Origin of the sequence: Micromonospora lupini (genome assembly GCF_026342015.1) — a bacterium.
In the GTDB taxonomy this organism is placed as follows: Bacteria; Actinomycetota; Actinomycetes; order Mycobacteriales; family Micromonosporaceae; genus Micromonospora; species Micromonospora lupini_B.
In genome coordinates this window covers 806627-832583 of record NZ_JAPENL010000002.1, presented here as the reverse complement: position 1 = coordinate 832583, position 25957 = coordinate 806627, and the positions used below count along the sequence as shown (strand labels likewise).

The following is a 25957-nucleotide window of genomic DNA, read 5'->3' as shown; positions in this document are numbered from 1 at the left end:
GCGTTGGCTCACCATCCATCCTCACCAGGGAGTGATTCGATGAGTCGCGACACCGCACTCGTCTCGGTCGAGTGGGCCGAGAAGAACCTTGACGCCCCGGGCGTCGTCTTCGTCGAGGTCGACGAGGACACCTCGGCCTACGAGACCGGCCACATCGCCGGCGCCATCAAGATCGACTGGAAGACCGACCTCCAGGACCAGGTCCGCCGCGACTTCGTCAACAAGACGCAGTTCGAGGCGCTGCTGTCCGAGCGGGGCATCAGCAACGACGACACCGTCATCCTGTACGGCGGCAACAACAACTGGTTCGCGGCGTACGCCTACTGGTACTTCAAGCTCTACGGCCACCGCGACGTGAAGCTGCTCGACGGCGGTCGCAAGAAGTGGGAGCTGGACGCCCGGCCGCTGGTCACCGAGACGGCGACCCGCCCGGCCACCCAGTACGTCGCGCAGGAGCCGGACACCTCCATCCGGGCCTTCCGCGACGAGGTCGTCGCCGCGATCGGCACCAAGAACCTTGTCGACGTGCGCAGCCCCGACGAGTTCGCCGGTCGGCTGCTCGCCCCCGCCCACCTGCCGCAGGAGCAGGCGCAGCGGGCCGGTCACATTCCGACCGCGATCAGCGTCCCGTGGTCCAAGGCCGCCAACGAGGACGGCACCTTCCGGTCCGACGACGAGCTGCGCAAGATCTACGGCGACGCGGGGCTTGACGACGGCAAGGAGACCATCGCGTACTGCCGGATCGGCGAGCGTTCCTCGCACACCTGGTTCGTGCTGCAGGAGCTGCTCGGGCACCGCAACGTGAAGAACTACGACGGTTCCTGGACCGAGTACGGGTCGCTCGTCGGCGTGCCTGTCGCGCTCGGCGACGAGCCCGGGGAGGCGTGATCGCCATGACTGCTCCCACAGCTGCGGGTTGCGCCGCACCCGACCAGGCCGCGCCGCTGCCGGCCAGCCTGGACCTGGAGAAGGAAACCGTCATCACAGGCATCGTCCGCTCGGCGGAGGACGAGGCCGTGCCGGGCGCGTACGTCCGACTGCTCGACTCGACAGGTGAGTTCACCGCCGAGGTGGTCACGTCGGCGGCCGGCCAGTTCCGGTTCTTCGCCGCGCCGGGTTCCTGGACGTTGCGGGCGCTGTCCCGGCACGGCAACGGCGACGCCGCCGTCACCGCCGGCCGGGGCATCAACGAGGTAACAGTCACCGTCGCCTGACCCACTGCTCTGATCGACCGGGGCCGGTCACCCTCCTGGGTGACCGGCCCCGGTCGTCGTCACCGCAGGTGGCCGGGGACCGAACGGTCGCCGGCCACCCGCTGGTGTCGGTCAGATGCCAGTGGCTTTCGTGCAGGGCGAGACCGGGTCGAGGGTGACGTCGAGCGTGTCGACGATGCCGGCCTCGATCCGCGTGCGCTGCGTCTGCGGCACCCAGGCGTCCTTGGCGACGATCACCTCGTAGCGGCCCTTCGGCAGCCACCAGGCGTACCGGCCCTGGGCGTCCGCGATCAGGGTGTAGCCGGTCGTCGTACCCTGCAGGTTCACCCGGACCGTCGCCGCGACGCCGACGGTGGCTCCTCGGCAGGTGACCCCGGTGACGGTGCCCTGGATCCTGCCCCAACTGGCCGGCGGCGACACGTTCATTCGCACCGGCACCGCTGCGACCGGGTACGGCGTGTCGGAGGCGACGCCCAGCTCACCGGAGTAGGTGCCCGGCTGGGCCACGCCGGCAGTCGCCGTGGCGGTCAGCTTGACGGTGACCGTGCGGGAGGAGCCCGGGGCCAGGGTGAAGGTGCCGGGCGTGGTGGCGAGCCAGGGGAGGTCCGCCTCCCCGCCGCACAGGTCCAGGCCGCTGAGCCGCTCACTCTCGGCGCTGCCGACGAAGGGCGTCGGCGAACCACCGATCTTGTACGCGCCGCAGGCGGCGGCGCCCCGGTACCTGCCGAACTGGACGTTGGGCAGGTCCCGCCAACTGCCGGCCACCGGGTCGTACGCGATGGTCCGGTTGGTCACCGTGGTCGAAGCGCCAGTGACCCCGCCGGCCAGGACCAGCAGGTCACCGGCCGCCGTGTACTGGGAACCCCAGAGGTCCACGGGCAGGTTCCGCAGCGGATGCCAGGTGTCCGAAGCTGGGTCGTAGCGGTAGGCGTCGGTGTGCTCGGTGCTGCCGGTGCCGCCGGCGCAGTAGATCGCGCTGCCGATCCCGCCGCAGGAGAGCCAGGAGACCGGATGCGGGTAGGCGGCGCCGGTGTGGAACGCGCCGGTCGACGGGTCGAAGACGACGAGCCGGTCCGAGTCGGTGCAGTCGCTGTCCAGGCAGCCACCGACCAGGTAGACCTTTCCACCTGTCACCGCGCCGCCGGCCGCCGCGGCCGGGAACGGGTTGGTCGCCCCGGCCACCGTGCTCCAACTCCCCGTGGCCGGGTCGAACACGTCCACCGAGGCGACCGTGTCGTCGTCGGCGCCCCAGCCGCCGAGGACGTAGAGCTTGCCGCCGACCGCTGCCGCGACCGGCTTGGCCCGGGCGGTCGGCAGGTCGGGCAGCGCGGCCCACGCGTCCGTGTCGGGGTCGTAGCGCCAGGCCTTGCCCTCCAGGCCACTGCCGCCGCCACCGCCGACGGAGTAGACCTTGCCGTCGAGGGTGGCCGCCGCGTTGTCGTAGACCGCCGCCGGCAGGTCGGCGATCCCGGTCCAGGCGTCCTGTGCCCGGGGCGCGGCCGAGGTCCTCGCCCCCGCCCCGCCGTACGCGGTGCCCGCGCGGGCCTTGCTGACCCCCTTCATCTTCTGCTCCCGCAGAGGCGCACCGGCCCTGGACAGCCTGTCGAACCGCCCGCCGCGCTCCACCAGGTTGACGGCGGCCGGCGCGCTGCCGGTGTTGCGAACCGTCACCGTCGTGGTCCGGTTGCTGGCGTACGGCTGGTACGACTCGACGCTCGTCGGGCTGACCGTGAGTCGACCGGCGGCCAGCGCGACGTCAAGCCGTCGGGCCTCGTCGGCGGTCACTGTCGCCGTCTTCGTGCTCGTCTGGTACGGATTTCGGCCGGCGGTGAACGGATGTGCCCCGGTCAGTCCGGAGAAGAGCCAGTAGAAGCCGTCTGGCAGGGTCGGGTCGTCAGGTGTCGACGCCGACGTCCCGTGGTCGGTCGGCCGGTCGGCGCTGACCACGGCGACCCCGTTGAGCGGCGTGCCGGTGTTGCGGTCGGTGGTCACGCCGAGCAGCAGACCACCGGCGGCCGGCACGCAGTCGCGGTTGACCAGTTGTACGTCGTCCACCTGCCACCACCAGGCGAAGGTGCCGTGGAAGCGGAACCGGACCCGCACCGTGGAGGCTCCCGCCGCCGGGTCCAGGGGCACCTCCTCGAGCAGCGGTCCACGCCGACTGCCGGTCTGGTGCCAGACCGTGGTCCAGGTGGCGCCGCCGTCGGTGGAGACGTCCACGTCGGCGGCGTCGGTCACGCCTACCGCCCGCCAGTCGCTGCGGAAACGCAGCACCGGCGCGGGCGTGGCGCGCAGGTCGACGGTCGGGGACACCAGGTCGGTGTCCTGGGTCTTGCCGGAGCCGAGACGGTCGCTGTCGGCGATGGCGAAGGCACCGCTGCCGCCTGTGAGGTTGCCCCGCTCACCGGGGTCGGTGAAGGCCCAGCCACCGTCGTCGGTGCGGTTGCGCACCGACCAGCCGTCCGGCGCGGTGCCGCCGTCGAAGCTCTCGGCCAGCACCGGGGCGCCGAAGCTGCTGGCGTAACCGGAAGCCGTGCAGACGGCCTCAACCGGTACGGCGACGTCGGCCGTTGCCGGCCCGGCGCCGGTGACCACGTCCCGGGTGACCGTGCGGTAGCCGGGGTAGCGGGAGGTGACGGTCAGCCGGTACGTGGTGTCGCCCGGCACGGTGAACGAGTACCGCCCGGTGGCCGGGTCGGTGAACACCGGTCCACCGGGACGCCCGGCGACATCGATCCGGGCGTACAGCGGCCAGCCGTGCCCCGAGCCGTCGGTGACCCGGCCGCGCACGGTGACCGACGGGTTCGCCGCCAGGGCGAAGTCCTCGGTGACAGTGCCGCCGTCGGTGACGGTGACGGTGGCCGTCTGCCCGGCGTACCCGTAGGCGCTGACGGTGACAGTGGCCTCGCCTGCCGGCAGGGTGAGCGCGTACCGGCCGTCCGTGCCGGTGGTGACACTGCGGGTGCCGTCGCCGACTGTCACGCCGACGATCGGGTCGCCGTTCCCGGCGGCGGTGACCGTGCCGATGATCCGCCCGACGGCGCCGCGCGGGGCGGCCCGCACCGCCGCGTACGCGTCCAGCCGGCCCTCGCCGAAGACGTTGTTGTCGGCGGCGGTGCCTCCGCAGGCGGTGGCGTCGACGTCGCGTGCGGTCCGGTCCAGCAGCTCCTCGGTGGCCGTGACGTCACCCTTCAGGCTCGGAGCCGCCGACCAGAGCAGCGCGACGGTGCCGGAGACGTGCGGCGCGGCCATCGAGGTGCCGTCGAAGGCGGCGTAGGTGTTGCCCGGGACGCTCGAGCGCACGTTGCTGCCCGGAGCGGCGACGTTCGGCTTGTACGAGCGCGCGTCGGTGCCGTCGCCACGGCCGGAGAAGTCGGAGATCGCGTCGTGCACGTCGTACGAGCCGACCGCGTACGCGTTGGCGTTGTCTCCGGGTGAGCCGGCGCTGCCGCAGTCCGGGCCGTCGTTTCCCGCCGAGAAGACCCCGAAGATGCCGGCCGCCCGCCAGGCCGCGATGGTCTGCTGGAACCACGGGTCGCCGCCGGCGCCGCCCCAGGAGTTGTTGACCACGTCGGGGCGCAGGTCGGGGCGGGGGTTCTGTCCGTTCAGGTCGGTCGGGGCCAGCACCCACTGGCCGGCCGCGAGCAGCGAGGCGTCGGTGCAGGAGTCGGTCTCGCACCCCTTCGCGGTGATCCACTTCGCGCCGGGGGCGACACCGATCTGGTTGCCGGCGTGGTCGTCGCCGACCATCGTGCCCATGGTGTGCGTGCCGTGGCCACTGTTGTCGCAGGGCTCGGCGCTCGGGCACACGCCGGCCGGGTCGTACCAGTTGTGGTTGTGGTCGAAGGCGCCACCGCCGAGGTTCCCACGGTACGCCCCGACCAGCGCCGGATGGTCGTACTGGACGCCGCTGTCGATGTTGGCGACCACCAGGCCCTCGCCGCGGTCGCCGAGCTCGTTCCACACCTGCGGGGCGTTGATGTTGGTGAGTCCCCACTCGGTGCCGTCGGCGTCGACGTGGCTGGCGGCGGTCGGTGTCGGGCGCACCAGGCGGTAGCTGCGGGTCGGCTCGATCCGGCCGACCTCGGGCCGCTTGGCGATCTCGTCGAGCAGCGTGCGGTTGCCTGTCACGCGTATCGCGTTGGCGATCCAGTAGGCGGTGTGTGGCGCCTTGCGGGTCGTGAGCAGCGAGCGCAGGCCCTTCTGGGTGCGCTGCGCGGTCGTCGTGAGCAGCCGGTGCACCTCGCGCGCCCGGTCGTCCGGGTCGCGCAGCTTCGCGGTCCGCGCCACCGGCGCGGTGTCCCGCAGGTAGACCAGGAAAGTCGCGCTGCCCGTCGTGCCGAGCTGGCGGATCAGTCGCTGGTCCACGCGGGCCGGCGCGGGCGCGGGTCGGGCGGCGACGGCGGGCTGGGCGGTGAGGGCCAGCAGGGCCGCGCCGCAGGCCACGGCCGTCCGCCAGAGAGCGGACCTCAGGGTTGATGGTCGGAGCACTGTTCCTCCCCACATTGGGTCCCGATGTGTTCGGGACTGGCGCGCACCGCCGGGACGGCCGCGCAGCGGGCGGTTGGGGTGGGGTGGCGCCCCCACGTCCGCTGACAGTCCTGCTCAGGCGTGCTCGGACGGTGCTCACTGAATAACGCCGTTCGGTACCTGGTCAGTGACGTGGCGTCGTTTCGGGAGTGGACGGGGTCCCGAAATACATCGGCATGCGTCACTATCATCGGGTGGTGGTCGCGGGTGGTGCAGAGGTCCCGATCGTCGTCTGCGTCAGTGCGGACGTCTCGGTGCGCGAGCGGGTGCTACGGCAGCTCGACGGGATCGGGCCGGTCGTGACCTGTGCCGACCTGACCCAGCTGCGGGCAATGCTGTTCCCACAGTCGGGAGGCTCGACGCCGGCCGTCGGGCCGACCACCCCGCCGGCGCCGCCGCAGGGGCGGGTCAGTTGGGGTGAGCTGGTCGTCGACCGGGCCGGGCACCTGGTCACCTGGCGCGGCGATCCACTCCCGCTCACCCGTAACGAACGGGAGCTGCTCGCCCGGCTCGTCGGTCCGCCGCTTGTGGTGTGGAGCTACGAGCAGCTCTTCGCCGCGGTCTGGGCCGGCGCGTACCTCGGCGACACGGCGATCCTGCACTCCGCGATCAAGCGGCTCCGGCACAAGCTGCGCGGCCTTCCGGGAGGGCCACGGGTGCACACCGTGCGCGGGGTCGGCTACCGGCTCGATCCGCCGCCCCCGCCGGCCTGACCCGTCGTCGTCCCGGCCCCCGACCGCTGCCTCCGGCGCGGCGGACCGCCCGTGACACCATGGCCGGGTGAGCGGTGCTGTCCAGACGGGGTGGGCCCCGTCGAGCGATCCCGCCACGCCGGCACCCGCCCGGCGTGGGCGGCGCTGGCTGCTGGTCGCGACAGTGCTGTGGGCCGTGCTGTTGGCCGGGCTCGCCTGGATGTCGGTCCGCGACGACCCGCCGACCGTGCGCGAGCAGCGCTCCGTCGACGAGGCCGCCCCGGTGGTCGACCGGGCGGTCGGTGAGCTGGCCCGGGCCGCCGGCGCGGCCGGGCTGCTGGAGCTGGGCGCGATGCGGATCAACGCCGGCTGCCGTGTCACCCCGTTCTCCGACGGGGCGGCGTTGCGCCGCGAGGTCGGCGTGCTCGCGGCCGTGGGCACCGAGCAGGCCGTGCTGAGAGGCATCGCCGATCGGCTTCCAGCGACCTGGCGGGCCGGGGTCGGCCCCGGCCTGGACGGCCCGGAACTGCACGCCGACGCCGGGGACTTCGTCGCCGTCGAGGGGCGACCGACCGGGGACGGCCGGCTCCGGTTGACAGTCGACACCGGCTGCCGTCCGCTTGGCGCCGGTTACGACCCGAAGCCCGCCACCGGCGCCGGCCCGGAGGCCACCGCCCTGACGGCCGCCCTGACCGCGCTCGACCGCTCGAGCGACGCCGCGCCGGAGCTGGTCACCGCGCCGTGCCCGGACGGCGCCCTGGCCCGTACCGCACGGTCCGCCGCCGGGTCCGGCCCGGCCGCGGCCGGCGCCCTCGCCCCGCTTGCCGGCGGCACCCCGCTGCTGGACAACCCCCCGGTGTACGCGTACCGCGCCGGCGACGTCACAGTGCTTGCCGAACTCGGCCCGGACTCCGCACGGGTGGCCGCCACCGTCGGCTGCCCCGGTTGAGCCGGGCGTCGCGTCCGGGTCAGCCGTCCGTCTCCTGATCCTGCGGACCGCGGCTGCGACCCAGGGCGTCCACCCGGCCCCAGCGACCGGGAATGTCCAGCAGCTCCACCCGGCCCATGCCCGGTGGCACGGCCGGATCGATGATCAGGTGCTCGCCCTGCGGCTCCAGCCCCAGTATCACCCGCAACAACAGCAGCGGGGTGCCGCTCGACCAGGCCTGCGGGCTGCACGCGGTCGGATACTCCACCGGGTAGCCGGTGCGGCTGCGGGCGTAGCCGGCGAACGCCTCCGGCAGCCGCCCGTCGAAGTAGTGCGACGCCGCGAGCATCGCGTCGCAGATCCGCCCGGCCTCGTCCCGGTAGCCGTACCGGCCCAGGCCCCAGGCGATGATCGAGTTGTCGAACGGCCAGACGGTGCCCACGTGGTAGCCGATCGGGTTGTACCGACCCTCACCCTCGGCGAGGGTCCGCACCCCCCAGCCGGAGAACAGTCGCGGCCCGAGCAGGTGGTCGACCACCTTGCCGGCCCGGGACTCGTCAACGATCCCGCTCCACAGCAGGTGCCCGATGTTCGACGTCAGCGCGTCCACCTGCCGGCCGTCGGCGTCCAGGGCGAGCGCGTAGTACTCCCGGTCGGCGATCCAGAAGTCGTGGTTGAACCGCTGCTTGAGCGCCGCCGCCTCCCGCTCCAACCGGTCGGCGTACTCCGGATCGTTCCAGACCTTCCGAGCCAGCCGGGCGGCCCGGACCTTCGCGTCGTACGCGTAGCCCTGCAACTCGCAGGTGGCCCGGGGGAAGTCCGGCATCCGACCGTCGGCGTACGAGATGGCGTCCCAGGAGTCCTTCCAGCACTGGTTCTGCAACCCGGTCTCCGGGTTACGGGTCCGATACCAGAGATAGCCGGTGCCGAGCAGGTCGCCGTACGTGTCGATCCACTCCAGGGCCGCCCGGACCTGCGGCTCCAGCCGCTTGACAAGCGCGGTGTCGCCGGTCCAGCGCTCGTACTCGTCGATCAGGATGACGAACAGCGGCGTCGAGTCGGCCGACCCGTAGTACGGCGAGTGCGGCTGCTCCTCGAAGCCGGCGGTCTCGCCGTACCGCAGCTCGTGCAGGATCTTGCCGGGCTCCTCGTCCCGGAAGTCGTCCACCCGGTGCCCCTGAAGGCCGGCCAGCATGAGGATCGTCGGCGGGATCAGCTCCGGCAGGAACGGCAGCACCTGCAACGAGGTGATGATGCTGTCCCGGCCGAACAGGGTCATGAACCACGGCAGACCGGCGGCGATCAGCCGTACGCCGAGCGCGATCGACTCGTACCGCAGAGCGGCCAGGTCGTTGAGGCTGCGCCGGTACGCCCCGGCCAACGGCTCGCAGTCACAGCCGAGCTTCGGGGCCCGGTCGATCAGCTTCTGCTGCTCGGCGCGGATGGCGTCGCCGCCGCGGCTGCCCGCGTACGGCAGGGTGGCTCGGATGTCCTCGCCGCGGGCCCCGTAGACGACTGTGGAGACGTGCAGCCCTGTGGTCCACTCGCTGTTGCTGTCGATCCGGACCCGGAAGGTCATCCCGGAGGCGTCCACCTGCGCCGGCACCGTGGAGCGGACCACTGTCTCCCGGTGGAACGCCTCCCGCCGGTACGTCAACCGCAGCTCGTTGTCGGTCACCGCGATTGTCGTCCGCCCGACCTTCTCCTGGGCGTGCTTGATCTCGAACAGGTCGGCGAAGTCACTGCCCATCTCGAGTCGGACTGTGAAGTCGACCTCCTCGCCGGAGTGGTTGAGCACGGTCAGCTCCTCGTCAAAGCTGCCCCCGATCGCTCGGCTGCGGATCACCGACGCCTTGGCGTCCAGGTAGTGGGTGGGTTCGCCGGGGGCGAGGAAGAACGTCGTCCGGTACGACTCGCTGTCGTCGACGGAGAGGGCGTGCAGGCGCTCGCCGTTGAGAGTGAGCACCCAACTGGACAGGAAACGCGTGTCGAAGGAGAACAACCCGGTCGGGAAGGCGAAGGACGGTTCGATGTCTCCGCGACGGTCGCTGACCAGGAAGGTGTTGCCGTCCAGGATGCTGACGAGATCCTTCACGCCCGCCGCCCGACTGCCTCCCGGGCCACCTCGCGTGGGTCGCGGGTGCCCGGAGGGCTCGGGAAGAAGCGGCGGAAGGCCAGGAAGAGCACCACGTCACCGCTGAACGTGCTCTCGTTGCGCAGCACCGCCGCGAGCGCCTGAGCTTCTCCGCTGATCAGCCTGTCGAACAGGGCGGAGCTGCTGTACCAGATGGCGTCGGCCGGGCCCCGCTCACGGCTGCTCTGTACCGCCCCCGGCCGCATCCGGACCAGCCAGTGCTCGGTCCGGTGGTCGGTGCCGAGATCGATCTGGAGGGTCCCGGTGGCCAGGCCGCCCAGGACGGCGGGGGTACGCGTCGGCAGTGATTCGAAGAACCTCTCCGTCGCCTCGGTCACATCCGAATCGTAGGCAGCCGTCCGAGATGTCGGGTCGGTATCCGTACTCCGCCCACGCCGCAGCCCGAGGGGTGCCGGTGGTCAGTAGACAAGTGCCTGCGCGCCCTCGGCCAACGCCTCCTCGACGAAGACCGCGGCGCCCGCGATCCGCACACCGGGCAGTACGTCGTCCGGGCCGATCTCCCGCCGGGCCGCGCACTGGGTGCAGGCGGTGACCCGACCGCTGGTCAGGATGACGTGCAGCAGCTCGGCCAGCGGCGCGGAGTGCGGCAGCTCGAACTCCTGGGCGCGGCCGGGCAGCGCGAACCAGGTCGACTCCCCGGTCAGCCAGAGCGAGACGTCCACACCGGCGGCGACCGCCGTGGCGGCGACCGTGAACGCCTGCGCGCACCGTTCCGGGGCCTCCGCCCCAGCGGTGACCTTGACGACGAGAGAGCGGGCCATGAGACCCAGCATAGGATGGTCACGATGGTTACCGAGATCGGGTTCGTCAGCCTGCTGGTCGCCGGCCTGGGCGGGCTCGCGGGTGGCCTGGTCTACCTGGCCGTACGCATTTCGAGGGGACGCTGGTGAGCGACGAGAACCCGCTGCAGCCACCGTGGCTGAACGCGCCGCCGGTCGAGGAGTACCCGTTCGAGGAGAGTCACGACCTGCGGGTCGGCCCGAAGCTGCACCCGGCGCTCGACGGTCTGCTGCCGTACGTCGGTCTGTGGCGCGGCCGGGGCAAGGGTGGCTTCCCCACCATCGAGGACTTCGACTACGCGCAGGAGATCCGGATCAGCCACGACGGCCGGCCGTTCCTGCACTACGAGTCGCGTGCCTGGATCCTCGACGAGCAGAGCAGGCCCGTCCGCCCGGCCGGGCGCGAGGTCGGCTGGTGGCGACCGGTGCTGGTGGACGGTCGGGCGACCGACGAGCTGGAGGCCCTGCTCACGACCCCCACCGGGGTGATGGAGCTGCACCTCGGCAAGCGCACCGGCACCCAGATCGAGTTCGCCACCGACGCGGTGGTCCGGACGGCGACCGCCAAGGAGGTCACCGGCGGGCTCCGCCTCTTCGGCATCGTCGAGGGCGCGCTGCTCTACGCCCAGGAGATGGCGGCGGTGGGTCACCCGCTCAGCCCGCACCTCTCGGCCCGGCTCGTCCGGGTCGGCGGCTGACGCTCACCGTCCGGGTCGACGGCTGACGGTCAGTCGACGGGGAAACCCAGCAGCGCGTGCAGGGCGGGAGTCCGCGGGCAGCGGTCCCGGCGCACCCCGTCCAGCGTGTGCACCTCGGTGAGCCCACGCACCGACGAGGCGAACCACACCCCGTCGGCGGCGTGCAGCTCGGCCGGCGTGACCATCCGTTCGGCGGCGCTCAGGCCCAGCTCGCCGACGTGGGCGAGCAGCCAGGCGACTGTCGTTCCGGGCAGGATGCCGGTGCTGGCGGGCGGCACCGTACGGAGCGTGTCCCCGGTGAGCCACACCACGTTGGCCGTGGGTCCCTCCAGGGCGTACCCGTCGGAGGAGACCCAGAGCACGTCGTCCACCCCGTTGCCGCGCGCCCAGCGGCGGGCGGCGCTGTTGACGGCGTACGAGGTGGACTTGATCCCGGTGGGCAGCCAGGTCACCTCGGCGCGGGCGGTGGCGGGCACCCCCAGCGGCAGGGTCGCGACGCTGATCCCGTCCCGTCGCGCCCCCCGCGCCGCCACCGGCACCTCGCTCAGCGTGGCGTAGACCGTCGGCCCGCCGCCCTCCGGGCCCCGCGTGCAGACCAACCGCAGCGCTCCCTCGACACGCGCCGGCCAGTCGGCGCAGACCGTGTCGAGCAGGTCGGTGAGCGCGGCGGCGTCGGGCAGGGCCAACTCGATGGCGGCTGCCGACGCGGCCAGCCGGGCCAGGTGCTCGTCGCGCAGCCACGGCCGGCCCTGGCGCAGGTGCATGCTCTCGAAGAGCCCGTCGCCGTGCAGGACGCCACGGTCGTCGCCGCGTACCACGGGCTCGGCGGCGGGGACCGGGCCGTGTCCGAGTACGGCGATCCGCGTGGTCGGGCCGACCGGGTCCGGGTCGGTGAAGGACGTCGCCATGAGGGTCGAGGGTAGCGACGGCAGTCGCGCGGCGGGGCAGTCACGGCTGCCGAACTATGATCGGACGGTGTCCGAATCCTCCCTCGCGGAAATGCTCCGGGCCCGTGGGCTGCGGCTGACGGCCCAGCGGCAGCTCGTCCTCCAGGCTGTGCTCGATCTGGGCCACGCCACCCCGGAGCAGGTGCACACCGCCGTCCGGGAGGTCGCCGCCGGCGTCAACATCACCACCATCTACCGCACGCTGGAGCTGCTGGAACGGCTCGGCCTGGTGACCCACACCCACCTCTCGCACGGTTCGCCGACCTACCACGCGGCGGGTGAGCACCAACACGTTCACCTGGTCTGCCGGGAGTGCGGCGCGATCGACGAGATCGATCCGGAGCTGCTCCGCCCGCTCGCCGAGCAGTTGGCAGCGCAGCGGGGTTTCCGGGTGGACATCGGGCACGTGTCACTCTTCGGTGTCTGCGACCGCTGCGAGAACGGGGATCACAAATGATCGACATCGCGGGCGCGGTGGCCGTCGAGAGCATCGACGAGGCCAGCCGCGACCAGCCGGACCCGGCGCACGTCGCGGCCGGGGTGCGGGGGGTGGCCGCGCACTACGGCGACCCGCTGCGGGAGCAGCGCACCCTGGACACCGAGGTCGGCCTGGTCGACAGGTCGCACCGGGGGATCATCGCGGTGCCCGGCGAGGAACGCGCCGGCTGGCTGCACACGATCACCTCGCAGCACCTGTCGACGCTGGCCGCCGGCGAGGGCACCGAGCTGCTGGTGCTCTCCCCGCACGGGCACGTCGAGCAGCACGCCCTGGTCGCCGAGGACGGCGAGACCACCTGGTTGGACACCGAGCCGGGCGCGACCGAGGGTCTGCTGTCGTACCTGGAGAAGATGCGGTTCTTCAGCAGGGTCGAGCCGCGCGACGCGACAGCCGAGCGGGCGCTGTTGTCGCTTGTCGGGCCGGCGGCGACGGAGGCGCTGGGCACGCTGGGCGTGACCGGGCTGGCCGCACCGGACCTGGTCCCGGTGCCGGGTCCGAAGTTCGCCGCCGGGGCCGTGCCGCCCCGAGCGGGCATCCGGTACGACGTCCGACCGCTGCCCATGGGCGGCTGGGCGCGACGTGGCGTCCTCGGGGTGGACCTGCTGGTCCCCCGTTCGGCGATGGAGCAGGTGGTGGCGGAGCTGCGCGGCGCGGGCGTGCCGGCCGCCGGCCTCTGGGCGTACGAGGCGATCCGGGTCGCCGCCCGGCAGCCCCGGGTCGGGGTGGACACCGACCACCGGACGATCCCGGCCGAGGTGGACCTCATCGGCCCGGCGGTGCACCTGGACAAGGGCTGTTACCGGGGTCAGGAGACGGTGGCCCGCGTGCACAACATGGGCCGTCCGCCGCGTCGCCTCGTACTGCTGCACCTGGACGGGGTGACCACCGACCAGCCGCCGGCCGCCGGTACGCCTGTGACCCTCGACGGCCGGGCGGTGGGCTTCGTGGGCACCGCCGTGCTGCACCACGAACTGGGTCAGGTCGCCCTCGCGGTCCTGAAGCGGAACGTCCCGGACGACGCCGCGCTGCTGATCGGCGAGACCGCGGCGGCGATCGACCCGTCCTGAACGTGGCGTCTAGGATCGCCGGCATGACGACAGGGACGTTGATCACGGTGGCGCCGACCGGCGCGGAGTCGGCCAAGGCGGAGGTGCCGGCGCTGCCGGTGACCCTGGACGAGCTGCTGCTCACCGCCAAGGAGTGCGAGGCGCTCGGCGCCGCCGTGATCCACGTCCACATCCGCGACGACGCGGCGCGGCCGACCCTCGACCCGGCCCGACTGGCCGAGACGGTGGCGGCACTGCGGGAGAGCACCGACCTGATCGTGCAGCTCTCCTCCGGCGGCGCGGTGACCGACCCGGAGGCGTCCCGGCTGGCCGTGCTGAACGCGGGTCCGGACATGGCCTCCTGCACCATGGGCACCGTCAACTTCGGCGACGACGTCTTCCTCAACCGCTGGGAGTTCATCGTCGACCTGCACACCCGGATGCAGGAGCGCGGCATCGTGCCGGAGTACGAGATCTTCGACCTCGGCCACCTGTCCGCGTTGCAGCGGCTGCTGGGCAAGTACGGCCTGCCGGCGGGCGGGCACGTGCACGTCGACTTCGTGATGGGGGTGCCGGGCGGCATGCCGGGCACCACCGAGACGCTTGTCGCCGCCCATCGGATGCTGGCGGACCTGCCCGCGGGCACCACCTTCTCGGCCACCGGCATCGGCCGCAGCACGATCCCGGTGCTGTTGGCCTCGCTGTCGACAGGCGGGCACCTGCGGGTCGGCATGGAGGACACGGTGACGTACGCCAAGGGCCGCCCGGTCGAGTCCAACATGCAGTTGGTCGCCCGCGCGGTCGGCTTCGCGCAACTCGCCCAGCGACCGCCGCTGACCACAAGCGAGGCCCGCGAGTTGCTCGGGTTGTAAGGCCGGGTCGGTTGCGCGCTCCTGTCACCCGGGCGGTGGACCCGCTGGTCACCCCGCCGTCGAGCACCCCCGGACCGTCGGTACCGTCCAGCGCGTGACGAAGACGTACGAGGGCGGCGTGCCGCTCGCCGAGGTGGTCCGGTCCGGTTTCGTGGAGGGCGGCCACCGTGGCTCGGTGGTGGTGCTGGACGCCGCCGGGGAGCCGCTGGCGACCGCCGGTGACGTGACCGCGCCGATCTTTCCGCGCTCGGCCAGCAAGCCGATGCAGGCGATCGGGATGCTCCGCGCCGGCCTGATGCTCACCGACCCAGCCGACCTGGCGTTGGTCTCGGCAAGCCACGCGGGGGAGGACTTCCACCTGGCCCGGGTCGGCGCGCTCCTCGACCGGGCCGGGCTGGACGCCTCGGCGCTGCACTGCCCGCCCGACCTGCCGGCGGGCGCGGCGGCCCGGGAGGCGGTGCTGCGGGCCGGGGGCGGGCCGAGCCGGGTGCAGATGAACTGCTCCGGCAAGCACAGCGGAATGCTGCTGACCTGCGAGGCCGCCGGTTGGCCGCGGGACGGCTACTGGCGGCCGGAGCACCCGTTGCAGCAGGGGTTGCGCGCCGCCATCGAGGAGTTCACCGGCGAGCAGGCAGCGGCTGTGGGAGTGGACGGCTGCGGCGCTCCGGTGCTCGCGGTGTCGCTGACCGGCCTGGCCAGGGCGTACCTCCGGTTGGTCGACGCCGAGCCCGGCTCGTCGCCCCGCGCGGTGGCCGACGCGATGCGCGGCCACCCGGAGATCGTCGGTGGCACCCAGGCCGACGACACCCGGCTGATGCGCGGTGTTCCGGGCCTGCTGGCCAAGGTCGGCGCCGAGGGCGTGTTCGCGGTGGGACTGCCGGGCGTCGGCGCGGTGGCCCTGAAGATCGACGATGGGGCCGACCGGGCCCGGATGCCGGTGCTGGTCTCCGCGCTGCGCCGGCTCGGCGTGGACGCCCCGGTGCTGACCGAGTACGCCGAGGTGCCGCTCTTCGGCGGTGGCCTTCCGGTCGGGGCGGTCCGCCCGCTCTGGTGACCCCGCCGGCCGCCTGGCCCGCCGCCCGTCTGGCCCGCCGCCCGTCTGGCCCGCCGCCCGTCTGGCCCGCCGCCCGCCTGGCCGGCGGCCGATGACTGGTCGAGCGCTATACCTCACAGGTATGAATATGACTCTGAGGTATAGCGCTCGTCGGGGCGACAGTCACCCGTCAGCGGCGCGAAGGCGCGGGGCCGCGCTCAGCTCAGGAAGTTCAACAGCGCGGCGCTGACAGGTTCGGGGCGTTCCAGCGGCAGCAGGTGCGCGGCGTCCGGCACGTCGGGCAGCCGTGTCGCGTGGGGAACCTCGGCGGCGATCCGGTCGGCGAGCCGGCTGATGTCCGGTACGTCGGCGGCGCCGGCGGTGACCAGGACCGGCACCCGCAGCTCGCCGAGGCGGCCGATCGCCGGAGGGGTCAGCTCGCCCACCTCCACCGCGCCCAGCGCCAGCTCGGCGGCAAGGGCGCGCTGGTCCATCTCCTGCGCGAACGCCAGCAGTTCGGGGTCGACGTCGGCGGGCTCGCGGCCCGGCCCGACCACCCAGAACCGCACCTCGCCGGCCGCTCCGGCGACGAAGTCGTCCGGGTCGACCTCGCCGACCAGGTCGTCCCAGAGGTCGTTGGCCTCGTCGGACCACTCGTTGCCGGAGACCGCCGTGTCGAAGAGGGCGAGCGCGCTCACCCGGTCCGGATGCGCGAGCGCGGTGTCGACGGCGACCGACCCGCCGAAGGAGCAGCCGACCAGTGCGGCCCGGGGCAGGTCGAGGGCGTCCAGCAGGCCGGCCACGTCGTCGTGGTGCGCGAACGGTGTCGGCGGCAGCCCGGAGTCTCCGTATCCGCGCAGGTCCGGGACGATCACCCGGTGCCGGGCGGCGAGCGCGGGCACGACGCCCCGCCACATCCGCCGGTCCGCGATGCCGGCGTGCAGCAGCACGACTGGCGAACCGGTGCCGGCCTCGTCGTACGCGAGAAGTGCTCCGTTGACTGCGATCTTGTGCACCAACGGACCGTACGGATCCGGCGAGCGGCGCGCAAACGGGATGCTGAGACCTTGCTAACTATGGCTAGCATTTCGCTTGCAGGAGCTAGCAGGTCGCACTAGCGTCGGGGCCATGGCCACACCCAAGGACCTTCCCGATGTCGGCGGGTTCATCCGCGATCTACGGCGTAACGCCAAGATCTCGCTGCGGCAGCTCGCCGAGCAGGCGGGGGTCAGCAACCCGTACCTCAGCCAGATCGAGCGCGGGCTGCGCAAGCCCAGCGCCGAGGTGCTCCAGCAACTGGCCAGCGCGCTGCGGGTCTCGACCCCGGCGATGTACCTGCGGGCCGGGCTGCTCGACGACAAGGAGGGCCACGGCGTGCTCGCCGCCATCGCGGTGGACCCCGACCTCACGATGGCCCAGAAGCAGTCGCTCAGCCAGATCTACGAGACGTTCCGCCGGGAGAACGCCCGGCTCTCCGAGGCCCAGGCCGCCGCCGAGGGCACGGCCACCGGGAGCCCGGCCGCCGAGGGCGCGACCACCCCGACCGACGTCGCCGACGAGCCGGCCGACGTGGCCAACCTCGCCGCCACCGGCCCGACCACCGCGGGCGGCACTCCGACCGAGGCCGTGCTCGAGTCGGTAGCCGTCACCGAGGCGGGCGCCGCCCCCGCCCCGAGCAGCACCAGCACCCCCGCGAAGAGCAGCACCAGCACCCCCGAGAAGAAGGCCGCCGGACCGGCGGTCCGGAAGGCCGCCGAGGCGGCCGAGGAGGAGACGTCATGACCGAGCCGAAGACCAACCGCATCCCCGCCCCGATCTACGCCGCCGCCGGTGCCGCCGAGCTGGCCCTCGAGCAGTTGCGCAAGCTGCCCGCGGCCGTCGGTGTGCACGGCACCCGGGTCGTCGCCGACCTGGGCGGTCGGGCCGTGCTGACCGGCTTCGAGCTACGCCAGAAGGCCACCGAGACGCTGCGTACCGCAAACGAGACCGCCGGCACCCTGCGTGGCCGCGCGCAGGCCGAGCTGGACCTGACCAAGCTGCGCGAGTCGGCAGACCTGGCCAGGCTCCGCGAGGTCGCCGACCTCGCCAAGCTCCGCGAGGTCGCCGACATCGACAAGCTGCGGGCCGCCGCGACCCGCAACGCCGCAGTCGTGGTCGCCGGCGCCCAGGCCGCGCAGGAGCGGGCGTTCGCCGCGTACGGCGCGCTGGTGGCCCGTGGCGAGCGGGTCGTCGGCGCCGGCGTGCTGGAGGCCGCCGAGACGGTGAACGCCGACATCGAGGCCACCCAGGCTGCCCCCGTCGCGACGACGGCCCCGACGACGGCCGCCCCGACGGAGGTGCCGAGTCCGGCCGAGGTGGCCGAGATCGCCGAGGCCAAGCCGGCCGCCGTCAAGAAGGCCGCTCGGGCGAAGGCCGCCACGCCGGCCGAGACCCCGTCGGCGAAGCTGCCCCGGGCCACCAAGCGGACCCGCCCGGCGGCCGAGTAGTTCGGCGTGTCGACGATCCCGGCGGCGTCCTTGCCGGACGTAGTCGGGGTCGTCGACATAAACTTGCCGGCATGGCCAACGCCGCGCCGATCTTCGCGTTCGAAGTCCGTTACGTGATCGAGCTGATCCTGCTCGTCTTCGCGCTGATCATCCAGGGTGTCGCGCTGGTGCACGCCATCACGCAGCGCTCCGACGCATTCGCCGCCATCGGCACGCTGCCCAAGGGCGGCTGGATCGCCATCCTGGCGGTCTGCCTCGTGCTGATCCTGCTCAGCCGTGGTCCGATCAGCCTCTTCGGACTGATCGGCATCGCCGCCGCGCTCATCTATCTGCTCGACGTCCGGGTCGGTCTCCGCGACCTCAGTGACGGCAAAGGGTTCTGGTGAGAGGTTTTCGCTGGCCGCCTCCGCCCGACAGCGGTCCCCGCACCTGGGGGCCGGGCCCGGGTGGGCCGCGTACCGGCCGGCCCGCTCTGCCGGAGCCGGAGACCGACCTGGTCGCCACCCCGCACGGCGTGCAGTTGGAACGCCTGGTCACCGGCATCGGTGACCCGGTCACCGTGTTCGCGCACGGGCTGGGCAACGGGATCGCCACCACACGCCCGTTCGGCAGTGGGGTGACCGGTCGCCGGGTGTTCTTCCAGTTCCGGGGTCACGGCCGCTCGGATGCACCGGCCGGCCCGTGGACCTACCTCGACCTCGCGCGGGACCTGCGGGCCATCGCGGATCTCGGCGGCGCCAGCCGGGCGTTCGGGGCGAGCCTCGGCGCGGGCGCACTGTGCAGCCTGCTCGCCGAGAGCCCGGAGCGCTTCGAGAAGCTGGTGTTCTTCCTGCCGGCGGTCCTGGACCAGCCACGCGGCCCGGTCGCCCACGACCGCATCACCGCCCTGCTGGACGCCGTCGAGAGCGGAGAGGCCTCGGCGGTCGCCGACGTCGTCTCGCTGGAGCTGCCGGCGGCGGTCCGCAACACGCCTGCCGGGTGGGCGTACCTGCGGCAGCGGCTCGACCAGCTGCTCCGCGACGGTCTCGCCGACGGCCTGGCCACGCTTCCGGAGCAGGCGCCGCTGCGCGACGCGTCAGTCCTGGCGGCGGTCACCGCGCCGGCCCTGGTGATCGGCTGCGCGGGCGACGACCTGCACCCGGTCGAGGTCGCCGAGCAGCTCGCCGCCGCGCTGCCCCAGGCCACCCTGCACGTGTACGACCGGCCGGGGGTGCTCTGGTCGGAACGCGCCGACCTGCGGGAGCGCATCTCCGGCTTTCTCAACGAGTAATCTGCCCTGTCATGGGCGTCACACAACATGGCCGGACGCACCGGCTGGACCTCGCCGACCCGACCCTGCGCGAGTGGACCTGCACGGTCCTGCACGCCGACCCGGAGCAGGGCATCGTGCTGGACCGCTCGGCGTTCTACCCGGGCGGCGGCGGCCAACCGCCGGATCACGGCGTGCTGCTCTGGCAGGGCGTGCAGACCCGGATCGTGGGCACCCGCAAGGGCGACGACCCGTACCTGATCCCCGCCGAGGGTGACCCGCTGCCGCCGGTCGGCACCGAGGTCGTCGGCGCGGTGGAGGACGAGCGCCGCACCCGTCTGATGCGTACGCACTCGGGGCTGCACGTGCTCTGCGGTGTGGTGTTCCGCGACTTCGGCGCGCTCGTGACGGGCAACTCGATGGAACCGGGCGAGGCGCGGATGGATTTCAACCTTCCCGAGGTGCCCCCGGACTTCAAGAGCCGCATCGAGGAGCTGGTCAACGCGGAGGTCGCAGCCGACCGTTCGGTCGCCACCCGGGTGCTGCCGCGCACCGAGGCGCTGGCCCTTCCGGACATCATCCGCACCCAGTCCAACCTCATTCCGCCGGACGAGCAGGAGGTCCGGATCGTCGACATCGTCGGCCTGGACGTGCAGGCCGACGGCGGCACCCATGTCGCGTCCACCGCCCAGATCGGCAAGGTGCAGGTGGTCAAGGTGGAGAGCAAGGGTCGGGCCAACCGCCGGGTGCGCGTCAGACTTGTCGACTGACAAATTCGGACGGCGGTTGTCAGGTATCGCTGACAGCCTCGCAGGCATGACACAACCGCTCGCAGGAAAGATCGCGCTCGTCGCCGGCGCCACGCGGGGCGCCGGTCGACAGATCGCGGTCCAGTTGGGTGCCGCAGGCGCCACCGTGTACGCCACCGGTCGGAGCAGCCGCTCCGGCCGTTCGGAGATGGACCGGCCGGAGACCATCGAGGAGACCGCCGAGCTGGTCACCGAGGCCGGCGGCACCGGCATCGCCGTGCGTGTCGACCACCTGGTGCCCGAACAGGTCCGTGACCTGGTCGCCCGGATCGAGGCGGAACAGGGCCGACTCGACGTGCTGGTCAACGACATCTGGGGTGGTGACCCCCTGGTGACCTGGGACAAGCCGGTCTGGGAGCAGCCGCTGGAGGCGGGTTTCCGGACCCTGCGGCTGGCCGTCGACACGCACATCATCACCAGCCACTTCGCCCTGCCGCTGCTGATCCGTCAGCCCGGTGGCCTGGTCGTGGAGATCGGTGACGGCACCAAGGCGTACAACGACGAGAACTACCGCCTCTCGGTCTTCTACGACCTTGCCAAGGTCTCGGTCAACCGACTCGCCTTCACGCAGGCGCACGAACTGAAGCCGCACGGTGGCACGGCCGTGGCGCTCACGCCCGGCTGGATCCGCTCCGAGTCGATGCTGGAGCACTTCGGCGTGACCGAGGAGACCTGGCGCGACGGGGCCGCCACCGACCCGAACTTCCTCATCTCGGAGACCCCGGCCTTCGTCGGCCGCGCGGTGGCCGCGCTCGCCGCCGACGAGGACAGGGCCCGCTGGAACGGCCGGTCCGTCGACGCCGGCACGCTGTCGAAGGTGTACGGCTTCACCGATGTGGACGGCAGCCAACCGGAGGCGTTCCGCTACATCGTCGAGGTGGTCGACGCCGGCAAGCCCGCCGACGTCACCGGCTACCGCTGACCCGTCGGCCGGCGGGCTGAGGGCCGGCGGGCCGGTGTCACGGCAGGGCCGGGCCGTCGTAGCGCGCGGCGGCCCGGCGTGCCGCGTCCGCCAGCCGTGCGCGCAGCTCCGGCGGGTCGAGCACCTCCACCTCGGGGCCCAGCGCCAGCAACTGGGCGTACGCGACGTCGACCGACTCGACGCGCAGTCGGGACGCCACCCAGCCCTGCTCGTCGGGCTCGCCCGCGGTGGCGACGACCTCGTCGTACACGTGCGGGGCATCGACCAGATGCCGGAGCTGGCGCAGGCCGGCGGGGCTGAGCCGGACGCTCACCTCGGCCCGCAGCATGGTGCGCAGGAACGTCCCGGCCTGGTCCCGCCAGTGCCCGGCGAGGTCGAAGCCCTCGTTCCGCTCGAAGTGCTCCTCGCCCACCTCGACCCCGGTCACCCGGTCCACCCGGTAGGTGCGCGTGTCGTCGCCGACCCGGCCGACCAGATACCAGACCCCGTTCTTGAGCACCAGCCCGTACGGCTGCACCTGGCGGGTCACCTCGTCGGCGCCGCGCCGGTACCGCAGCCGCGCCACCCGGTCTCCCCAGACCGCCCGCGCCAGCTCGGCCAGCCACGGCGGTGGCGGCGTCTCCCGGAACCAGCCCGGCACGTCCAGGTGGAACCGTTGCCCCGCGCGGACCGGCGCGTCGCGGAGCGCCGGCGGCAGCGCGGCGAGCACCTTCAACTCGGCGGCGGCCACCGCGTCGGCCAGGCCCATGTCGCCGGCCGGGCCGGGCAGCCCGGCGAGGAACAGGGCCTCCGCCTCGTCGCGGGTGAGCCCGGTCAGCCGGGTCCGGTAGCCGCCGATCAACCGGTAGCCACCGGCGCGGCCCCGGTCGGCGTACACAGGCACCCCGGCCGCGGACAGCGCCAGCACGTCCCGGTAGACGGTCCGCTCGGAGACCTCCAGCTCGCGCGCCAGCTCGCCCGCGGTCATCGACCCGCGCGACTGCAACAGCAGCAGCAGGGAGATCAGCCGGGACGCGCGCACCCGCCCATCCTGCCCGGTGCCGCTCACCTCCGGGGCGCGCTGCCCGGCGGTTTCGATCACCTGTCGTTAGGCTGCTCGATCGTGGACGCCAGCAGAATCGCCAGTCCGGTGACCGGGGTCGTCGGACGCTTCTTCCTCGGGGTCAGGCTGCTCCTGCGCGGGCTGGGCCTCTACGTCCGCAGCCCCAAGCTGATGTTGCTCGGCCTGATACCGGCGGTGATCTCCGGTGCGCTCTTCGTGGCCGCGCTCGCCGCCCTTGTGTACTTCGTGGACGACCTCGCCGCGCTTGTCACCCCGTTCGCCGATGACTGGTCGAGCAGCGCCCGCAGCCTGGTCCGCGTCGTCGCCGGCCTGGCCTTCCTGGGGCTCGGTGGCCTGCTCGGTGTCCTCGGGTTCACCGCGGTCACCCTGGTCATCGGTGATCCGTTCTACGAGAAGATCTCCGAGCGGGTCGAGGAACGGCTCGGTGGCACCCCGGACGCCGTGGACGTGCCGTTCTGGTCGTCGATGCGCCGCAGTCTCGCCGACTCGGTACGCCTGCTGGCCCTCACGGCGCTCGTCGGCATCCCACTCTTCGTCGCCGGCTTCATCCCGGTGGTCGGTCAGACTGTCGTCCCGGTGATCGGCGCGGCGGTGGGCGGCTGGTTCCTGGCGGTGGAGCTGGTCGGAGCGCCGTTCTACAGGCGTGGGATGCGGCTGCCACAGCGCCGGACGATCCTCAAGGCGGACCGACCCATGGCGCTCGGCTTCGGGGTGGCGGTCTTCCTGTGTTTCCTCATTCCGCTCGGCGCGGTGCTGATCATGCCGGCCGCGGTCGCCGGCGCCACCCTGCTGGCCCGCAGATCGCTCGGCCAGCCGATCGAGGAGAGCTGACGTGGAGATCACCCTGGTCGAGGGCGACATCACCGCCCAGCAGGTCGACGCCGTCGTGAACGCCGCGAACTCGTCGCTGCTGGGTGGTGGCGGTGTGGACGGTGCGATCCACAGGCGCGGCGGCCCGGCGATCCTCGCCGAGTGTCGGGCGCTGCGGGCGTCCCACTATGGCCGGGGCCTGCCCACCGGCCAGGCGGTGGCGACGACTGCCGGGAAGCTACCGGCCCGCTGGGTGATCCACACGGTCGGCCCGGTCTGGTCGGCCACCGAGGACCGGTCGACGTTGCTGCGCGACTGCTACGCCAACAGCCTCCGGGTGGCCGACGACCTGGGCGCGACGACAGTTGCGTTCCCGTTGATCTCCGCCGGCATCTACGGGTGGCCTGTCGACGACGCGGTACGCCAGGCGCTGTCCGTGCTCCGCGCGGCCGCGCCGGCCGCCGTCACCGAGGCCCACCTGGTCCTGTTCGGCGCCGACACCCACGCCACAGCGCGCGAGGTATTCGACTTCTCGTAGGGCCTGCTTGATCACTTGATGCTCACCAGTTCGGCGCGGCTTCGAAGAACTGGTGAGCATCAACTAAAGACCCCCGAGTTCACCCGAGGGTCTTTGTAGAATCGGCTGGTCAGAGGGCGGTGGTCTTCACCATCTCGACGAAGCCCTGCCAGGTGTGACGGTCGAACCGGAGGGTGCCGCCAGCACGGTCCTTGGTGTCCCGGACGAGGACGACGCCCGGCAGGTTGTCGGCAACCTCGACACAGGAACCGCCGTTGTTGCCGCTCTTCGTGCTCTTACGCCAGTGTGCGCCGGTCATGTCCATGATCCCGCTGCTTTCCTGATCAGGTCTAGGGACTGGAGACGGGACAGGGCCTCGCTCCTGATGCGCTCCCATCTGCGATTGAGCGTAGCAACGTCCGCAGCCTCATTGACGATCTGCGCGCGGGCCTGGCTGTCGACGTGTGCCACGTGCTCGCCGCTAGGCAGCTCGGCAACGATGAATCCGCCTCCGAGACCGGGATACATCCCGACGTCCCGGGGCACGACCAGTATTTGAACCGCGGGCAACTCCGCGCACTTGGCGAGGTGATCGCACTGTTCGCGCATGAGTGACCTGTCGCCGTACGCCGACTGATGCAGCACCAGCTCGTGCACGACAGCAACCAGCAGCGGCGGACGCTCACGACGAAGGATGGTTTGCCGGTCGATGCGAGACGCGACGACGTCGTCAACCTCGTTCGCCGTCAATGCTTCACCCGCGAGCGTGGCCCGCGCGTACGCCTCCGTCTGCAACAGGCCCGGTATCCAGGTGTGCTCGAACCAACGAATTGCGACTGATTCCCGCTCCCAGTCGACCCATGCCCGCAGCCAGTGCGGCTCACGTCGCTTCAGGACATCGGGCCATAGGTCCCCAACGTCCCGGCCGAGGAGAGACGCCAGTATCGCGCGCCGACGTGGCTGCGGTACACGTCCTGGGCTTATCCACCGTGCGGCAGTCTTGGGATCAACACCTGTCTGAGCTGCCAAGCTTTCGGCTGTCTCGCCGGCTTCGATCATCGCCGCCTGAAGAGCGTGATTCATCCCGCCTCCATGGTGGACGTCACGAACGTCCCTGGAGAATAAACCAACGTCGTGTACTGATCCCATAACTCTTCGCGATGGTGTCAGGTGAGCGGCATCGCTGGTGGAGGCGTAGCCCGGCGGCGGTGTCAGCCCGGGGGCCGTCCCGTGGGCGAGCACTCAGGGGCGGCCCCTCCCGACCCACCCGAGGGGGAGACATGCCCGCAGCACCAGGACCGACGTTCCGGGCCGGCGACCTGCTACGCCTGTCGGCCACCGCGAGCGTGCAGTTCCTGCGCCCGATAACTGTGCGGGTCATCCGCGAGTTGGAGTGGGACACCTACGACGGGTGGGTGTGGCTCGACGCGTACGAGCTGGGCGCACGCGGTGACGCGGTCGCCCGGCGGGAGCTTTACGTGCGGCGCGAAGGCGTGCAACTGCTGGACGCTTACGCGCCGGCCCGCGAGCCCGCGTACGCCCGATGAGCCCGCGACCCCGCCCGCATCACGCCGGCCTGCCGCACTGGCGCTGTACCCGCTGCGGCGTCCACTGGCCGTGTTCTGCGGCGCGGCTGTCGCTGTTGTCCCGCTGGCGCAACGACCGAGTCGGGATGCTGCTCATGTTGACCACTCTCGCGCGGGAGGCGTTCGCCGACGCGCTGAAGCTGGGCCTGCGGCCGGACCCCGCGGTGTACGTCGCGCGGTTCCTGGAGTGGACGCGCCCGCGCGGCGACAACCAAGCTGACTGATCAGGTCAGCTCGGCCAGGCAGGACCACTGGGACACCACCGGCCGGTAGCCCAGCCGGGCGTTGATCGCGAGCATCGGTGCGTTCGCCTCGTCGTTCGACGTGTACGCGACCCGGACGCCGGTGGCGGCGGCCCGGTGCAGCGCCGCCGTCTTGGCCAGCCGAGCCAGCCCGCGACCCCGGTACGCGGGGATGGAGCCGGTGTAGTCCGACCACATCCGGTCCCCGTCGCGCTTCACGAGGCTGAAGGCGACCACCGCGCCGTCGACCTCGACTGCGGTGCTGGCTGCCTTGTCCAGCCCGAGGTTGTCCCACACGTCGTACTGCCAGCTCTCGTAGCTCTTCGCGTCGACAGGCACGTCGCCCGGTTCGTCGGCCGCCGAGGCCACGTCCGCCACGTACAGCAGGTGTGGGTCCAGGTCAGCGATCGGGCGCAGCCGTACGCCCGGGGGCGACTCGGGCAGCGCCGGCGCCGGATCCAGGTCGAGCGCCGAGTAACGCACCTCCCGACTGGGCTCGTACCCGTGGTGCCGGGCGAACGGCAGCGCGTCCGGCTGTGCCATGGCACGCACCCGGCGGATTCCCAGCGGGCGAAGGTAGTCGGTGGCGGCGGTCAGCAACGCCGTACCTATGCCCCGCCGCCGGTGCTCCGGGTGCACGTGCAGCAGGTTGATGCCACCGACGTCCATCGCCGAGGTCGTCCCGATGCGTTCGGCGGAGACCCAGCCAACCACGCGGCCATCCACGTCGGCGACGAACGCGGTCCAGTCCTCCCCGGGCGGCGGTTCGGCGATCATCCTGCGGGTCGAATCGACCCCGCGCACCAGGTACGGGTGAACGATCGCCCGCAGGGTCACCACGGCTGCGGCGTCATCCGGCCGGGCTTCGCGGATACGCATG

29 protein-coding genes and 1 pseudogene are annotated in these 25957 nt (G+C 72.3%); 20 read left to right on the top strand and 10 right to left on the bottom strand.

Annotated features, from left to right (window positions below; all coding sequences use genetic code 11):
• The first annotated feature begins 39 nt into the window (after positions 1-39).
• The gene (locus tag OOJ91_RS18775; RefSeq protein ID WP_007465753.1) at positions 40-888 is read left to right on the top strand and encodes a sulfurtransferase; all 849 of its coding nucleotides are present in this window, start codon (positions 40-42) and stop codon (positions 886-888) included.
• Positions 889-893: 5 nt separating this feature from the next.
• Positions 894-1214 carry a DUF1416 domain-containing protein gene (locus OOJ91_RS18770; protein WP_439117077.1) on the top strand — a complete coding sequence of 107 codons (321 nt, stop codon included), beginning with the start codon at positions 894-896 and terminating at the stop codon, positions 1212-1214.
• Positions 1215-1325: 111 nt separating this feature from the next.
• On the opposite strand, the gene OOJ91_RS18765 is transcribed toward OOJ91_RS18770, so the two are convergent.
• Complete coding sequence (locus OOJ91_RS18765; RefSeq protein WP_266246647.1) at positions 1326-5720, bottom strand: S8 family serine peptidase; 4395 nt, start codon at positions 5718-5720, stop codon at positions 1326-1328.
• A 200-nt stretch (positions 5721-5920) separates the two neighbouring features.
• On the opposite strand from OOJ91_RS18765, the gene OOJ91_RS18760 reads away from it, so the two are divergent.
• Positions 5921-6457: a winged helix-turn-helix domain-containing protein gene (locus OOJ91_RS18760; protein ID WP_266246646.1), complete on the top strand. Its 537-nt coding sequence runs from the start codon at positions 5921-5923 to the stop codon at positions 6455-6457.
• Positions 6458-6524: 67 nt separating this feature from the next.
• Entirely contained in the window at positions 6525-7385 is an 861-nt protein-coding gene (locus tag OOJ91_RS18755) for a hypothetical protein (protein WP_266246645.1), read from the top strand.
• 19 nt (positions 7386-7404) lie between these two features.
• On the opposite strand, the gene OOJ91_RS18750 is transcribed toward OOJ91_RS18755, so the two are convergent.
• From OOJ91_RS18750 to OOJ91_RS18740, 3 genes are all read right to left on the bottom strand, one after another.
• Complete coding sequence (locus OOJ91_RS18750) at positions 7405-9459, bottom strand: amylo-alpha-1,6-glucosidase (RefSeq protein ID WP_266246643.1); 2055 nt, start codon at positions 9457-9459, stop codon at positions 7405-7407.
• Positions 9456-9836, bottom strand: coding sequence for an SCP2 sterol-binding domain-containing protein (locus OOJ91_RS18745; protein WP_266246641.1), 381 nt, complete (start codon positions 9834-9836; stop codon positions 9456-9458). The genes OOJ91_RS18750 and OOJ91_RS18745 overlap by 4 nt, the downstream gene beginning before the upstream one ends.
• Before the next feature lie 81 nt (positions 9837-9917).
• On the bottom strand, positions 9918-10292 hold the full coding sequence (locus OOJ91_RS18740) for a DsrE family protein (protein ID WP_266246639.1): 375 nt from the start codon (positions 10290-10292) through the stop codon (positions 9918-9920).
• Between the two features lie 12 nt (positions 10293-10304).
• Here OOJ91_RS18740 and mtfM point away from each other — a divergent pair, with 12 nt between their 5' ends.
• Together mtfM and OOJ91_RS18730 are read left to right on the top strand one after the other, a co-directional pair.
• Positions 10305-10409: a small membrane protein MtfM gene (mtfM, locus tag OOJ91_RS18735; protein WP_030327764.1), complete on the top strand. Its 105-nt coding sequence runs from the start codon at positions 10305-10307 to the stop codon at positions 10407-10409.
• Positions 10406-10996 (top strand): FABP family protein, encoded by a 591-nt coding sequence (locus OOJ91_RS18730; protein ID WP_266246634.1) that lies wholly within the window; start codon positions 10406-10408, stop codon positions 10994-10996. The genes mtfM and OOJ91_RS18730 overlap by 4 nt, the downstream gene beginning before the upstream one ends.
• A 29-nt stretch (positions 10997-11025) precedes the next feature.
• Here OOJ91_RS18730 and OOJ91_RS18725 read toward each other — a convergent pair whose 3' ends face one another.
• Positions 11026-11904 (bottom strand): aminotransferase class IV, encoded by an 879-nt coding sequence (locus tag OOJ91_RS18725; protein WP_266246632.1) that lies wholly within the window; start codon positions 11902-11904, stop codon positions 11026-11028.
• A gap of 67 nt (positions 11905-11971) precedes the next feature.
• Between OOJ91_RS18725 and OOJ91_RS18720 the strand changes: the two genes are divergently transcribed.
• The 4 genes from OOJ91_RS18720 to OOJ91_RS18705 all read left to right on the top strand — a co-directional run bounded on the left by OOJ91_RS18720 (position 11972) and on the right by OOJ91_RS18705 (position 15414).
• On the top strand, positions 11972-12400 hold the full coding sequence (locus OOJ91_RS18720) for a Fur family transcriptional regulator (RefSeq protein ID WP_266246631.1): 429 nt from the start codon (positions 11972-11974) through the stop codon (positions 12398-12400).
• Positions 12397-13509, top strand: a complete 1113-nt coding sequence (gene ygfZ / locus OOJ91_RS18715) for a CAF17-like 4Fe-4S cluster assembly/insertion protein YgfZ (RefSeq protein ID WP_266246629.1) — start codon at positions 12397-12399, stop codon at positions 13507-13509. Before OOJ91_RS18720 ends, ygfZ begins: the two co-directional genes overlap by 4 nt.
• Before the next feature lie 23 nt (positions 13510-13532).
• Positions 13533-14360 carry a 3-keto-5-aminohexanoate cleavage protein gene (locus tag OOJ91_RS18710; RefSeq protein WP_266246628.1) on the top strand — a complete coding sequence of 276 codons (828 nt, stop codon included), beginning with the start codon at positions 13533-13535 and terminating at the stop codon, positions 14358-14360.
• Positions 14361-14454: 94 nt separating this feature from the next.
• Entirely contained in the window at positions 14455-15414 is a 960-nt protein-coding gene (locus OOJ91_RS18705) for an asparaginase (RefSeq protein ID WP_266246627.1), read from the top strand.
• 197 nt (positions 15415-15611) lie between these two features.
• On the opposite strand, the gene OOJ91_RS18700 is transcribed toward OOJ91_RS18705, so the two are convergent.
• On the bottom strand, positions 15612-16409 hold the full coding sequence (locus OOJ91_RS18700) for an alpha/beta fold hydrolase (protein WP_266246625.1): 798 nt from the start codon (positions 16407-16409) through the stop codon (positions 15612-15614).
• A 112-nt stretch (positions 16410-16521) separates the two neighbouring features.
• On the opposite strand from OOJ91_RS18700, the pseudogene OOJ91_RS18695 reads away from it, so the two are divergent.
• From OOJ91_RS18695 to OOJ91_RS18670, 6 genes and pseudogenes are all read left to right on the top strand, one after another.
• Positions 16522-17013: pseudogene (locus tag OOJ91_RS18695) on the top strand (helix-turn-helix domain-containing protein); the annotation flags it as partial.
• A gap of 158 nt (positions 17014-17171) precedes the next feature.
• Positions 17172-17879 (top strand): hypothetical protein, encoded by a 708-nt coding sequence (locus OOJ91_RS18690; RefSeq protein ID WP_266246621.1) that lies wholly within the window; start codon positions 17172-17174, stop codon positions 17877-17879.
• A 71-nt stretch (positions 17880-17950) separates the two neighbouring features.
• Entirely contained in the window at positions 17951-18265 is a 315-nt protein-coding gene (locus OOJ91_RS18685; RefSeq protein ID WP_266246618.1) for a DUF2516 family protein, read from the top strand.
• A complete protein-coding gene (locus OOJ91_RS18680; protein ID WP_266246617.1) occupies positions 18262-19149 on the top strand; it encodes an alpha/beta fold hydrolase in 888 nt (295 codons plus the stop codon). The genes OOJ91_RS18685 and OOJ91_RS18680 overlap by 4 nt, the downstream gene beginning before the upstream one ends.
• Positions 19150-19160: 11 nt before the next feature.
• Positions 19161-19898 (top strand): alanyl-tRNA editing protein, encoded by a 738-nt coding sequence (locus tag OOJ91_RS18675; RefSeq protein WP_151488505.1) that lies wholly within the window; start codon positions 19161-19163, stop codon positions 19896-19898.
• A gap of 46 nt (positions 19899-19944) precedes the next feature.
• On the top strand, positions 19945-20859 hold the full coding sequence (locus OOJ91_RS18670) for an SDR family oxidoreductase (protein ID WP_266246614.1): 915 nt from the start codon (positions 19945-19947) through the stop codon (positions 20857-20859).
• 37 nt (positions 20860-20896) lie between these two features.
• Here the strand turns inward: OOJ91_RS18670 and OOJ91_RS18665 are convergent, their stop codons facing one another.
• A complete protein-coding gene (locus OOJ91_RS18665; RefSeq protein ID WP_266249759.1) occupies positions 20897-21880 on the bottom strand; it encodes a helix-turn-helix transcriptional regulator in 984 nt (327 codons plus the stop codon).
• A gap of 81 nt (positions 21881-21961) precedes the next feature.
• Here OOJ91_RS18665 and OOJ91_RS18660 point away from each other — a divergent pair, with 81 nt between their 5' ends.
• Both OOJ91_RS18660 and OOJ91_RS18655 read left to right on the top strand, forming a co-directional pair.
• A complete protein-coding gene (locus OOJ91_RS18660) occupies positions 21962-22753 on the top strand; it encodes an EI24 domain-containing protein (protein WP_266246611.1) in 792 nt (263 codons plus the stop codon).
• Between the two features lies 1 nt (position 22754).
• Positions 22755-23270, top strand: a complete 516-nt coding sequence (locus OOJ91_RS18655; protein WP_266246610.1) for an O-acetyl-ADP-ribose deacetylase — start codon at positions 22755-22757, stop codon at positions 23268-23270.
• Positions 23271-23379: 109 nt separating this feature from the next.
• Here the strand turns inward: OOJ91_RS18655 and OOJ91_RS18650 are convergent, their stop codons facing one another.
• Together OOJ91_RS18650 and OOJ91_RS18645 are read right to left on the bottom strand one after the other, a co-directional pair.
• Complete coding sequence (locus tag OOJ91_RS18650; protein WP_266246609.1) at positions 23380-23568, bottom strand: DUF397 domain-containing protein; 189 nt, start codon at positions 23566-23568, stop codon at positions 23380-23382.
• A complete protein-coding gene (locus OOJ91_RS18645) occupies positions 23565-24332 on the bottom strand; it encodes a DUF5753 domain-containing protein (RefSeq protein WP_266246607.1) in 768 nt (255 codons plus the stop codon). Before OOJ91_RS18645 ends, OOJ91_RS18650 begins: the two co-directional genes overlap by 4 nt.
• 197 nt (positions 24333-24529) lie before the next feature.
• Between OOJ91_RS18645 and OOJ91_RS18640 the strand changes: the two genes are divergently transcribed.
• Both OOJ91_RS18640 and OOJ91_RS18635 read left to right on the top strand, forming a co-directional pair.
• Positions 24530-24796, top strand: coding sequence for a hypothetical protein (locus tag OOJ91_RS18640; RefSeq protein WP_266246606.1), 267 nt, complete (start codon positions 24530-24532; stop codon positions 24794-24796).
• A gap of 125 nt (positions 24797-24921) precedes the next feature.
• Positions 24922-25059, top strand: a complete 138-nt coding sequence (locus OOJ91_RS18635) for a hypothetical protein (protein ID WP_266246605.1) — start codon at positions 24922-24924, stop codon at positions 25057-25059.
• On the opposite strand, the gene OOJ91_RS18630 is transcribed toward OOJ91_RS18635, so the two are convergent.
• Positions 25060-25956 (bottom strand): GNAT family N-acetyltransferase, encoded by an 897-nt coding sequence (locus OOJ91_RS18630; protein WP_266246604.1) that lies wholly within the window; start codon positions 25954-25956, stop codon positions 25060-25062. It abuts the gene before it with no gap.
• Position 25957: the final 1 nt, after the last annotated feature.

Excerpts from the sequence above, each read along its gene's own strand:
- OOJ91_RS18710 (WP_266246628.1), top strand. The coding sequence starts at position 13,533 with ATGACGACAGGGACGTTGATCACGGTGGCGCCGACCGGCGCGGAGTCG.
- mtfM (WP_030327764.1), top strand. The coding sequence starts at position 10,305 with ATGGTTACCGAGATCGGGTTCGTCAGCCTGCTGGTCGCCGGCCTGGGC.
- OOJ91_RS18725 (WP_266246632.1), bottom strand. The coding sequence starts at position 11,904 with ATGGCGACGTCCTTCACCGACCCGGACCCGGTCGGCCCGACCACGCGG.
- OOJ91_RS18635 (WP_266246605.1), top strand. The coding sequence starts at position 24,922 with ATGCTGCTCATGTTGACCACTCTCGCGCGGGAGGCGTTCGCCGACGCG.
- OOJ91_RS18650 (WP_266246609.1), bottom strand. The coding sequence starts at position 23,568 with ATGACCGGCGCACACTGGCGTAAGAGCACGAAGAGCGGCAACAACGGC.
- ygfZ (WP_266246629.1), top strand. The coding sequence starts at position 12,397 with ATGATCGACATCGCGGGCGCGGTGGCCGTCGAGAGCATCGACGAGGCC.
- OOJ91_RS18630 (WP_266246604.1), bottom strand. The coding sequence starts at position 25,956 with ATGCGTATCCGCGAAGCCCGGCCGGATGACGCCGCAGCCGTGGTGACC.
- OOJ91_RS18685 (WP_266246618.1), top strand. The coding sequence starts at position 17,951 with ATGGCCAACGCCGCGCCGATCTTCGCGTTCGAAGTCCGTTACGTGATC.
- OOJ91_RS18760 (WP_266246646.1), top strand. The coding sequence starts at position 5,921 with ATGCGTCACTATCATCGGGTGGTGGTCGCGGGTGGTGCAGAGGTCCCG.
- OOJ91_RS18645 (WP_266246607.1), bottom strand. The coding sequence starts at position 24,332 with ATGAATCACGCTCTTCAGGCGGCGATGATCGAAGCCGGCGAGACAGCC.
- OOJ91_RS18740 (WP_266246639.1), bottom strand. The coding sequence starts at position 10,292 with ATGCTGGGTCTCATGGCCCGCTCTCTCGTCGTCAAGGTCACCGCTGGG.
- OOJ91_RS18640 (WP_266246606.1), top strand. The coding sequence starts at position 24,530 with ATGCCCGCAGCACCAGGACCGACGTTCCGGGCCGGCGACCTGCTACGC.
- OOJ91_RS18775 (WP_007465753.1), top strand. The coding sequence starts at position 40 with ATGAGTCGCGACACCGCACTCGTCTCGGTCGAGTGGGCCGAGAAGAAC.
- OOJ91_RS18675 (WP_151488505.1), top strand. The coding sequence starts at position 19,161 with ATGGGCGTCACACAACATGGCCGGACGCACCGGCTGGACCTCGCCGAC.
- OOJ91_RS18765 (WP_266246647.1), bottom strand. The coding sequence starts at position 5,720 with ATGTGGGGAGGAACAGTGCTCCGACCATCAACCCTGAGGTCCGCTCTC.
- OOJ91_RS18770 (WP_439117077.1), top strand. The coding sequence starts at position 894 with ATGACTGCTCCCACAGCTGCGGGTTGCGCCGCACCCGACCAGGCCGCG.
- OOJ91_RS18670 (WP_266246614.1), top strand. The coding sequence starts at position 19,945 with ATGACACAACCGCTCGCAGGAAAGATCGCGCTCGTCGCCGGCGCCACG.
- OOJ91_RS18690 (WP_266246621.1), top strand. The coding sequence starts at position 17,172 with ATGACCGAGCCGAAGACCAACCGCATCCCCGCCCCGATCTACGCCGCC.